Annotated in this window: 8 protein-coding genes; 4 read left to right on the top strand and 4 right to left on the bottom strand. The window is 40.8% G+C overall.

All coding sequences use genetic code 11. The features are described from left to right. Positions 1–11 precede the first annotated feature (11 nt). The 3 genes from PULV_RS20700 to PULV_RS20710 all read left to right on the top strand — a co-directional run bounded on the left by PULV_RS20700 (position 12) and on the right by PULV_RS20710 (position 5599). Entirely contained in the window at positions 12–3158 is a 3147-nt protein-coding gene (locus tag PULV_RS20700) for an efflux RND transporter permease subunit (protein WP_193332545.1), read from the top strand. Between the two features lie 474 nt (positions 3159–3632). Beyond that, complete coding sequence (locus tag PULV_RS20705; RefSeq protein ID WP_227009448.1) at positions 3633–5036, top strand: coniferyl aldehyde dehydrogenase; 1404 nt, start codon at positions 3633–3635, stop codon at positions 5034–5036. After that, the gene (locus PULV_RS20710; RefSeq protein ID WP_086742119.1) at positions 5036–5599 is read left to right on the top strand and encodes a TetR/AcrR family transcriptional regulator; all 564 of its coding nucleotides are present in this window, start codon (positions 5036–5038) and stop codon (positions 5597–5599) included. The genes PULV_RS20705 and PULV_RS20710 overlap by 1 nt, the downstream gene beginning before the upstream one ends. 26 nt (positions 5600–5625) lie before the next feature. Here the strand turns inward: PULV_RS20710 and PULV_RS20715 are convergent, their stop codons facing one another. Beyond that, positions 5626–6348 carry a tetratricopeptide repeat protein gene (locus PULV_RS20715; RefSeq protein WP_086742118.1) on the bottom strand — a complete coding sequence of 241 codons (723 nt, stop codon included), beginning with the start codon at positions 6346–6348 and terminating at the stop codon, positions 5626–5628. Positions 6349–6483: 135 nt separating this feature from the next. Further along, positions 6484–8382, bottom strand: coding sequence for a putative bifunctional diguanylate cyclase/phosphodiesterase (locus PULV_RS20720; RefSeq protein ID WP_193332933.1), 1899 nt, complete (start codon positions 8380–8382; stop codon positions 6484–6486). A 298-nt stretch (positions 8383–8680) separates the two neighbouring features. Between PULV_RS20720 and PULV_RS20725 the strand changes: the two genes are divergently transcribed. Then, positions 8681–9364: a TorF family putative porin gene (locus tag PULV_RS20725; RefSeq protein ID WP_193332547.1), complete on the top strand. Its 684-nt coding sequence runs from the start codon at positions 8681–8683 to the stop codon at positions 9362–9364. 24 nt (positions 9365–9388) lie between these two features. Here the strand turns inward: PULV_RS20725 and PULV_RS20730 are convergent, their stop codons facing one another. After that, complete coding sequence (locus tag PULV_RS20730; protein WP_193332548.1) at positions 9389–10192, bottom strand: M61 family metallopeptidase; 804 nt, start codon at positions 10190–10192, stop codon at positions 9389–9391. Positions 10193–10264: 72 nt separating this feature from the next. After that, positions 10265–11191 carry an endonuclease/exonuclease/phosphatase family protein gene (locus PULV_RS20735; RefSeq protein WP_193332549.1) on the bottom strand — a complete coding sequence of 309 codons (927 nt, stop codon included), beginning with the start codon at positions 11189–11191 and terminating at the stop codon, positions 10265–10267. Between the last annotated feature and the right edge of the window lie 204 nt (positions 11192–11395).

Here is an 11395-nt window from a genome sequence, read left to right on the forward strand (position 1 = left end):
AAGGAAGCAAGATGTTCGCTAAAATAATTCAATGGTCGTTAGTAAAACGACTTTTTGTGCTGTTTGGTGTCGTGATTTTGATGGTGTGTGCTGTCTTATCATTTCGTGATCTTAATCTGGATGCATTTCCGGATGTGACGAATATTCAAGTCACGGTCAATACCCAAGCTCCCGGGTACAGTGCTGAGGAAGTTGAACAACTCATTACCTATCCAATTGAATCAGTGATGTATTCATTAGCCCAGATTGAGCAAGTCAGGTCGATATCAAAAACGGGTTTGTCCGTAGTCACAGTTGTGTTTAAAGATAGTGTCGATATTAATCAAGCGCGGCAATGGGTCTTTGAGCAATTACAAGTGGCAAAAAATGATATCCCAACGACAGCTGGTATTCCCAGTCTCGGCCCTAACACCTCTGGGTTAGGTCAAGTTTTTCAATACCTATTAATCAATGAAGGCGATAACGCGCTGACCAACACAGATTTACGTAGCCTTAACGACTATGTAGTCAAATTATTATTAATGCCGATAGATGGGGTTACGCAAGTGCTGTCTTTTGGTGGTGAAGTGAAACAATATCAGGTGTCCTTTAACCCACATAAACTGCTCGCGTATCAACTCACTCAGCAACAAGTTGTTGAAGCGATTGAAGAGAATAATCGACATGCAGGTGGTTGGTATTTAAATCAAGGCGCTGAGCAATTGATTATCAGAGGTGCTGGCTGGTTTGAATCCGGATCACAAGGAATCGATCAAATCGGTGCGGTTGCAATTAAAACTATTTCAGGCACAGCTGTGCGAGTATCTGATGTGGCTGATGTTTCTCTTGGCGGTGAAATCCGACAAGGGGCTGTAACAATGAGTGAGCGCACTTCGCAAGGAGAAATCGAATCCTATGGCGAAGTGGTTACTGGAATTGTCCTCAAACGGATGGGAGCCAATACGAATACAACCATCAATGCAATTGAGCAGCGTTTGACGCTGATTAATCAAGCATTACCCGAGGGAGTGCGATTAAAACCTTTTTACAATCAATCGCAATTAATAGAGCAAGCGGTTACAACTGTGGTGAAGGCATTGCTGATTGCGAGCGTGTTAATTACGTTGATTATTGCTCTGTTTTTGTTGGATTTGGGTGCGACGATGTTGGTGTTGATCTCTATACCAATATCGATAGGCACGGCGCTCATGTTGATGTCTTGGTTAGGGTTATCTGCAAACCTAATGTCTTTGGGCGGATTGGCCGTGGCGATTGGTTTATTAGTTGATGGCTCTGTGGTGATGGTTGAACACTTAGTTAAACGAGTGCAACACGCATCAGATAACGCTCTGCTTAGCAAAGCACAAAGAATGCACTTAATTGGGCAAGCAGCGCAAGAAGTCGCGCGACCGATATTATTTGCTACAGCGATTATTTTAGTGGTGTTTATCCCTATTTTTAGCTTTGAAGGTGTAGAAGCTAAATTGTTTAAACCCATGGCGCAAAGTATCGTTTTTGCGGTGATCAGCGCTGTTATCGTCGCGCTAATTGTTGTACCAGCATTGGCGAGCCTGATGATTGGCAACAAAGTAGACTCCAAAAAGAGCTGGTTAGCTCCTATTACTTTGCGTTATCAATACTGGTTGTCGATCATCATTAATCGCCCTCGAGTATTAATTGCTTCAGCTGTGGTGGCATTAATCGGGAGTGTGTGGATATTAATGTCGATTGGGACTGAGTTTGTGCCTGAACTAGAAGAGGGCACTTTAAATCTGAGATTCACTTTAGCGCCGACTGCGAATTTAGAGACTGCGGTTGCAGTGTCATCTGAACTAGAAACATTATTGTTGAGCTTTGACGAGGTCGATTATGCGGTCAGTCGAATTGGTCGAGCTGAGATTGGAGGGGATCCTGAGCCGGTTAATAATATTGAGATTTATATGGGGCTAAAACCTCACTCAGCTTGGACAAATGCCAAAAATCGTGAGCAATTGTCTGCCTTAATGAAGGAAAAGCTCGCAGTATTTCCAGGCTTACGACTTACCTTCTCGCAACCGATTGCTACACGGGTTGATGAATTGCTATCAGGGGTGAAAGCGCAACTTGCAATCAAGTTATTTGGCCCTGATTTAGCTGTACTTGCCGAGCAAGGGGAACAACTTCAGCGTCTAGTGGCACAGGTTGATGGGACAACTGAGGTGGAACTGGAGCAAATTGCTGGAGAGGCACAACTATTGATTTCACCTGATCGCGATGCTTTGTATCAGTTTGGATTATCGGTGTCAGATCTCATGTCATTGATCCAAAATGGCATTGGCGGTCAGACAGTCGGCCAAGTGATCGATGGCAATGAACGTTCTGATATCATCGTGCGACTTGGCAAATCGTATCGAGACAGTGCAGAAAACATCGGTCAGCTAATTATACAATCTCCTGCAGGCGCTTGGGTCAGAGTGTCAGATGTTGCCAAAGTGAGTTACCACACCGGGCCTTTGCAAGTCAGAAGGGAAAATGTACAGCGACGTGTTGTGGTACAGGCCAATGTGCAAGGTCGAGACATGGGAAATGTGGTAAAAGATATCCAAGCGACAATCACTGACAAATTACATTTACCTGCTGGGTATTATATTGAGATTGGTGGGCAATATGAAAATCAGCAACGTGCGCAGCAAAGGTTAATGTGGATCATTCCTCTATCCTTGTGTTTGATTGCTGTACTGCTTTATTTTGCTTTTCATTCGGTGGGTCAAGCTTTACTGATTTTACTGAATGTGCCGTTTGCATTGATCGGTGGGATTTTATCTCTCTATCTCTCTGGGCAATATTTATCAGTTCCGAGCTCTGTGGGATTTATCACTTTATTTGGGGTGGCTGTTTTAAATGGCGTGGTACTTGTACAAAGTATTAATCAGCAAGTTGCCAACCATGCTTCAACCAACGAAGCGATTATCGCGGGTGCCGCAACACGGTTAAGTCCTGTATTAATGACCGCATTAACATCGGCACTTGGTTTAATCCCAATGTTGTTATCGACAGGTGTCGGCGCTGAAATTCAAAAGCCCTTAGCCAGTGTTATTATTGGTGGGTTGATATCATCGACGTTGCTTACGTTGTTTGTTTTACCTAGCTGTTATGGCTTTTTTTCAAAATACACAATTAGTCAGTTACGCCCAGACTGATTTAAAATGCTTGTTAGTCCTGTTAGTGAAGATTAACAGGACTAACATTGTTTCTAGCAACTTAATTCAACAGCTGCTAAACAATCTGAAGGCAGAATGAGCTAGTTGTTAATTACACTTTAAAAAACGATAGACGTTTATCAAGAACTGTTGCTAGCTCTCTTAAATCATCGCTTTCTTGTGCAACTTTATTCATTTTTTACAGTGGTTATGCATGATTTCAGTGGTTTCATTCGATGCATTTTTGACTAAATTCCCAGAGGCTAACTCACCAACGATATATTGGAGTTGCCCAAATTCTGCGCCCAAAATATCGGTTATATATTTTCGCATATACCAAGTGAGGTCAAGACTAAGAGGAATTGACAGCACTAATAATAATGAAATGAGTAAACTAGCCTGACAAATAACTTGAAGGATTAATATCCTTGGGATATAAACTGACTAATCAGTCAACTCATAATGAGTCAAACAGTGAATACAGAAATAGAACAACTTGAACAGCAGTTTGAAGCGATGCAGGCCCTAGTTAAATCAGAGGGGGAGCTTTCTCCATCACAAAGGGTGAATTTACTGAAACAACTTAAAAAGGCGCTATTAGCCGAGCAGGATAGTTTGATCTGTGCTTTGAATGAAGACTATGGCAAGCGCAGTGAGTTCGATTCATTAATGGCTGATATTTTACCCACCATTAGTCATCTCAATTATACGATAAAAAAACTGCCTAAATGGATCAAACCACAACGGCGTAGTTCAGGTTTGTTAATGCTGCCCTCTACGGTACGTGTTTACCCCAGCTCATTGGGGGTTGTCGGCGTGATGGTTCCTTGGAATTTTCCCATTAATTTGACCTTTGGGCCTTTAATTTCAGCGATTGCTGCTGGTAATCGTGTGGCTATAAAGTTGAGTGAGTTTACCCCTGCAACCAACCAAGTCATTGTTAAAATATGTGCCGTGCTGCAAGATAATGTGTTTGTGATACAAGGTGAGCAAGCTGTCAGTGAGTGTTTCTCGCAACTTCCTTTTGATCATTTATTTTTTACCGGATCAACGTCGGTAGGAAGACATGTCATGGCTGCTGCGGCAAAAAATCTCACTCCTGTGACATTAGAGCTTGGTGGGAAATCTCCCGTCGTCATTGCGCCTAATATGAGTGTCAAGCATGCGGTCGAGCGTATTATCTTTGGAAAATGCCTCAACAGTGGCCAAATTTGTGTGGCTCCAGATTATGTGTTACTTCCAAAAGATCAAGAAATGGCTTTTATTACAACATTTCAAGAGACGTTTTTAACAATGTATCCAAATGGTTTGCAGGACGATGATTACAGTGCTGTGATTAACCATGCGCAATTTGAACGTTTAAGCCAGTTATTAAATAATGCCAAGGAACAAAAAGCCAATATTTATCCTGCATGTGAACCGAGTATTGATGTGTCTGAGCGGCGAATGGTGCCCCATTTGGTCACTCAATTACCAGCAGATAACGATTTATTAATCAATGAGATATTTGGCCCCATCTTACCTATTGTTACTTACCAAGAATTAGATGATGCAATTGCGTATATCAATGCAAGGCCTCATCCATTAGCGCTTTATATCATGTCTTTTGATACTGATGTACAACACAAAGTGATAGCTCAAACACGCAGTGGTGGGGTGGCAATTAACGATACCGTTTTACAAGTCGCACTGGAAGATGCCCCTTTTGGCGGGGTTGGTGCTTCTGGAATGGGGCAATATCATGGTTATGAAGGGTTCAATACGTTTTCTAAATCTCGAACCGTATTCAAAAGTTATCGCTTTAATCCGCGTGCAACTTTACTTATTCGTTACCGTGCATTGTTGATGAATGTGATCAAAAGAGTGTTTATTCGTTAATGAAACTGGATAAAAAACAAGCCATTTTAGATTCAGCACTGACCTTATTTGTACAACAAGGTTTTAATGGAACCGCGACGGCGAAAATAGCACAACATGCAGGTGTGGCCAATGGCAGTATTTTTCATCACTTTCACTCTAAGCAAGGGGTGATAGACGCACTCTACCTTGATTTGAAACAGCAGTTTTCTGAGACGTTAATACTCGCATCTCAGGCGGGTAGCAACGATGATGAATCATTCATTCTATGGCGCTGCGCTTTACGCTGGTTTGTTGATAATCCTGAAAAACTACAGTTTTTCAAGTTGTATTGTGATTCACCTGATATTTCAGATCAGGTACATCAACAAGTGATCGAGCAATTGTTTGGTTTCTTATATGAAATGATTGAATATGGAAAACAATGCAATCAATACAAGCCGCTAGACACTAGTTACTTAGTGCAGTTAATCCAGGGGAGCCTGTTTGTGAGTGCCGAGTATGCACTGAACGCAGGAGGAGAGTGTGATGAATCTTTCATTAAACAAAGCTATGACATCATTATGGGCATACTAAAAGTGTAAAAGGAGGCTAAATGCCTCCTTTTAACTTAAATGCGTCGTCCATCATCAATATATTTGCCATCCATTATTTGCTGATAAATTGTTTCAGCTTGCTCTTTAGCGAGTTTAACCTCACTGGGCGATAGTTTACGTTCGTCTAATTTACGACTGTCGCTTGCTGCTTTATTACCATTAAACTCAGCAATCGTGTTCCAAATATACGATTTCACAATACTTTTTTGTGTGCCGAGTCCTTCAAAGTGCATTAATGCTAAGTTAAATTGCGCAAGGGTGTAGTTTTGCGCTGCAGCTTTGGTGTACCAGTCAATTGCCAATTCATAGTCTTTTATCACGCCAATGCCATTGGTATAAAATACACCTAAATTAAATTGGGCCGCGGCGACACCCTTTTTGGCTGCTTGGGTAAACAGATCGGCCGCTTTTTGGTTATCTTGAGCTACACCATTACCATCTTGGTAAAGCACGGCGAGTGAAAACATCGCATCTTCGTAGTTAAGGTCTACAGCTTGTTGAAATAAAGCTGCGGCTTGCTGGTAATTACGCGCAACGCCATGGCCATTTTCATACAATTTAGCTAATTCATAAATACCGGGTGCATAATTGTTGCTTGCTAGGTATTCAAACTCTGAAATGGCGGTGGCAAAGTCCCCAACATTTGCTGCATCTATGCCTCTTTGTAAGTCCGCAAAAACAGCGCTACTAAATAAAGTCGCAACTAAAACACTGCGTTTTAAAAGGTTTAATATCATATTTGGATCAACTGGTTAGAGAACATAATTGTAATTTTAGCTTGCAATAGAGTGCATAGCTAGCGAATCGAGCGGTTAATTTGTTAGTAAGTTTATATACCTGCTGAGCGAGTCGTTTGCACTTTGATTAGGCGTTTAAATCTGATAACTGCGATACGCTCCTTTGTCCGATTTGTCTTGCTCTTGTGGTAACCACACTCCCGTACCCGTTGCTGCAATGTGATTGAGGTTTTGGGTCAGAACTTTATGCCCAACATTACGTGAAGATTCAGGTCGGCTGACTAAATAGCCTTGAACACATTGAATGCCTAGATTTTTGACTAGTTCAAATTGTTCTGCATGTTCAATCCCCTCAGCCACGACTTTGAGGTTCAACTCTTTTCCAAGCTCGCTGATAGAGTTGAGTATTTTATTATATTTAGGATTTTCATTTGCTTGGTCGATAAATAACTTATCGATTTTGATGATATCCACTGGGAGCTCAGCTAAGGTACTTAATGAACTAAAACCTGTGCCAAAATCATCAATGGCGATTAATACACCTTCGTTTCTGAGTAATTCTAACTGCTCGATGACCGCATCGGATGCTTCAATAAAACATGACTCAGTTATTTCAAGCATTAAGGCATGGGCCGGTAATCCTGCTTTGCCTAACATCGCCATGATCCAATCATGTAAGGGTCTGTGTTTGAGCTGTACACCAGATACATTGACCGATATTCTCACTTTTCGCATTCCAGCGTTATACCACGCGGACATTTGACGACAAGCTTCTTGCATAATCCAATCACCAAGTTCCAAAATAAGGTTTGATTCCTCAGCAATCGGAATAAATTCGCCTGGGGTGATATTGCCTTCAACCGGGTGTGTCCAGCGCACCAAAGCCTCAAAGTAATCAATGCTACAGTCTTCTACATGAACAATTGGTTGAAATGACAAACTAAAGTTTTGGCTGGTTAATGCTAAGCGCATTTCTTCCAGTAAATAATGATAGCGGCGCATTTTACTGCCCATTTCTGGTGAATAGATACGGAAAATTCCACGGCCATCTGTTTTAGCGCGGTACATAGCGACATCAGCCATTTGTAAAAGCGCATAAGGGGTTGAAGCACTGTCAGGAAAAACCGCGATACCAATACTGGCCCCAATTTTAATTATTTTGTTACCTAAAACGAAATCACGCTCAATCTCAAATAAGACACTTTGTGCGACGTCCACAGCACGCTCTGCCTCAGTCAATTCTTCAATAAAAATCGAAAATTCGTCGCCGCCTAAACGGGATAAATTTTGTTCAATCAAATTGGATGGGTGCACGTGACTTAAATGATGTGTCCGAATCACGTTTCTGAGTCTATCGGATACTTGGATCAGTACTTCATCCCCAAAGCTGTGACCAAATGAATCATTTACTTGTTTAAATCCATCTAAATCGATAAACAATAATGCCTGTTTTTGTTGGTTGTTTTGCGCATGATTAAGCTGGGTTTCTAGGTGACTTAAATAAGCGTGGCGATCGGCTAAACCTGTTAGCTTATCTTGAACGATGTTTGTTTCGGTTTCACGCTGATATTGGGTGACTCGCTCACATAATTGAGTGATTGCTAAATCAAGTTTTATGAGATTTGAGGGTGAATGTTGCTGACTCGAAAAATCAATTTTAAATGCATCTAACAACATTTGAGCTTGCTGGTTAAGATGCTTTAGAGTTTTATGTTGCTGATTTTTACGCCTGAAAGATAAGAATACGGGAATTAAAAATGCAGCGACAAAAATTAACAGTAAGGGAATATTTGTAAAAAACATCACTTTACTCAACAAAAAATTTAATTGAATAGCCTGTAACTGGGTTGAATTCGATTTAATGACTAAATAAAGGGTCTCATCTTTAGAAATGATATCGGAATGCCAAAAAAAAGCGGATAACACAGGGTGTTTTTTGGTCTTGTCTGAGATTGTGTTTGCATCAAACGTTTCGATATAGCGCGGAAACATATCTTGGTGCAGCACTCCCACTCCTTGTGCGAGAGACAGCATAAATAAAATATAAACAAGCACTAAGCTCGCTAGCAGAGTCAATGATGATTTTAAGACTGTATATTGACTTTTTTTCACAGCCCCGCCTTAGGTGATGTATGAATGGTCATTAATGTATATAACACGTGTGTTTATAAGTATAGGTGACAGCTACAAGCCAGACAATTTGAATTTAGAATTACAAAACGAGGTATATCGAAACTATAGAGATATCTAGTCTAATTTACTGATTATTCTGTCGACTTTCAGAATTATTACTATACTGAGCCATGAAAACAACCTCATGGGACACTTTTACATGAATTATATCGGAAAAATATCAACGCTGGTGCTGCTCAGTGCCAGTTCGTGCGCATTAGCGGATGTGTCTAGCACAGTATCAATCACAAACGATTATCTCTTTAATGGTATTACCCAGACAGATGAAGATCCTGCTTTGCAAGCCTCGCTTGACTGGTGGAATGATACTGGTTGGTACGTTGGGGCTTGGGGATCTAATGTTGACTTTGGTGATGACACTGATATTGAAGTCGATTTTTATGGTGGTTATGCTTTTGAGTTAAATAGTGAGATGTCGGTTGATTTAGGTTTTGCTCATTATACTTATCATGGTGGCGACGACAGCTCAGATATAAATTATACCGAGATTTACTCTAAATTTACCTTATCAAATGCAGAGCTTAATTTTTGGTACAGTCCTGATTTTGTCGGCTCAGATGCGGGACATTTCATTGCCATGTTTAACTACAACTTTCCAGTGTCAGATGAGTTAAGTTTTGTCTTGGGGATTGATTACTCAAAAAGCTTAGATGATGACAAATTTGAGTGGCAAGCAGGAAAAGATAATTATGTGCATTATCAAGCTGCAGCGAACTATGCATGGTCTGGTTTTGACTTCACACTAGGGGTGCATCAAACCAACTTAGATGCGTATGATGATACCAGTGTACAGCTAATGGTCAGTCGAACATTTGAATTTTAAATGATAAAAGGTGCCTGATCACCTTTACCATTGTTGATAGGTTCGGGTGATTTGAGCATCACTAATGGCTGGAAAATCAGCTCTAGTGCGATATTGGAAATATAAGCGACTAAAAACTTGGCTCTGAGAGTAGCGATCTAAGAGAGTTACGAGCTCCGAGCCTGTGAGAGTTGATGAATCTTGCGTACAGGCTCTGCACGCTAAAATAACGTCCTTTAAATTAGTGTTACGATCGAGTAGCGCGATTTCTGCTTCTATAAAATAGGCCACGCCTGACCAATAAACCCGCTGATAGGCGTTCAGGTGCCACATATTATCTGATACTTCATTTAATGCTCCTGAAACTTTGCGAGTTTGTATTTTCCCTCTAGCCAAGCCTGCGCGGACACGCTGCGTGTACTGAACCTGATTTAATAACCCTTGCCTGAGCATTATGTGCTGTTGCATATAGGTGGCAAATCCTTCATTGAGCCAAATAGAATCCGCCTCTGTTAAAGGCAAATAAAGATGCGCTAACTCGTGATATAGCGTCCAATCTTGTTTTAATTCTTCAAGCTCTGCAAACCGGTCGATGGTCAATGCGACTCTGTTTGTCTTTGCGCGGTTTATCTGTGCCCAAGGGACAGGCTCATTAGCGAGCCACTTTGCCTCAATGTCAAAAGCATATGAGTTGGCTTCGAGTGGCCCTAATTGTGCTTGGGTCGCATCAATGGCAAATGTGATCCATTGATGAATGGTGTGCTGAGCTGATTTTGGTAGTTCATGAATACCATTAACTTGAGGAAGCTGCGACGCGTTAAGTTGGGTATGTAAGCACAGCAGAAGCACACCAAGCCATTTTAATAATTTCTTTCGCCTAATCAGGCAATATCGTTCAAACACAGAATTCAACTTATTTATTTAACGGCTTTGGTTGAGTATGAAACGATACTCAAGGCCTAAATGATCACTGTTGGGGATTGTGACTGTTTTAAATTCAAGTATGGTCATGTGTTCGCTCATAAAACAATGATCAATGGCAATGCGAACCACATTTGCAAGCCAAGCAACAGCCTTTGAATGTGGCCAGCTAGTGTAATACCCAACTTGCTCGATACAAGGTGTTAAAAAATCAAAACGTGGAAAGTAATATGACCATGGACTGGTATTTATATCCCCAGTAATCCAAGTTATTTGCTGAGGATGATGCTTAACAAGATTTTTAAGTTCTGCCAATAATTGATTGCGTGTTTGCCAACTTTCTTTCGTTCTAGGAGATGGCGGGTGGAGCGCATAAAAGCGTACTAATTGATGATCAATTAATAGCTCTAATTCGATAATGACCGCTGACTTGCCTTCAAATTGGTGGATGTGACGTTTTACAATTGGATATTTACTTATAATACCCATGCCAGCGGGAAGCCCTTCGATTTGGGCATAGCCGAGGTTGGGGCGGCCATTGGCTAATTTTCCGAATGCTTCTCTTTGCGTATCATTGACTTCAAATAAAATATAAATATCAGCATTCTTTTTATCGAGAAAATCATAAAGTGCATCCATATCAGCATTGTAATAAGACAGATTCCCTTGAAACACATAAACATCATCAGAGACACTATGTCCGGTTAAGTTTGGTACCGCAGGCAGCAGTGAGGCAAAGTTAACGATAGTGAAAACAACATAGAGACAAAACGAGATCAAAAATAATGATCGAACCAACCAAAAGGTAACGATTAACAAAAAAAAGGTAAGCAACGCGTAGGTTAGTTGAAAATTGACCACTAAGTCGAGCAGCCAACTCCCTTTTAATGCACTGATGGAAGGCAGAGCAATTAAAAATAAGCACATCAGCATACATACTGTCAGTAAATATCGCATAGAGCCCTGATCATTTTTATATGATTACCATTAAGGATAGCAGAGTGAAAGGGTTTAAAAATTGTCTAAATAGCATTTGTTTTTTACATATGTAAATGGTTGGTATTAATAGTGTATAAGGTAAATGTTTGCAAACCTATTCATCAAAAAACCCGTTTAAATGGCGCTTAAATG

This window comes from Pseudoalteromonas ulvae UL12, from assembly GCF_014925405.1.
GTDB lineage: Bacteria > Pseudomonadota > Gammaproteobacteria > Enterobacterales > Alteromonadaceae > Pseudoalteromonas > Pseudoalteromonas ulvae.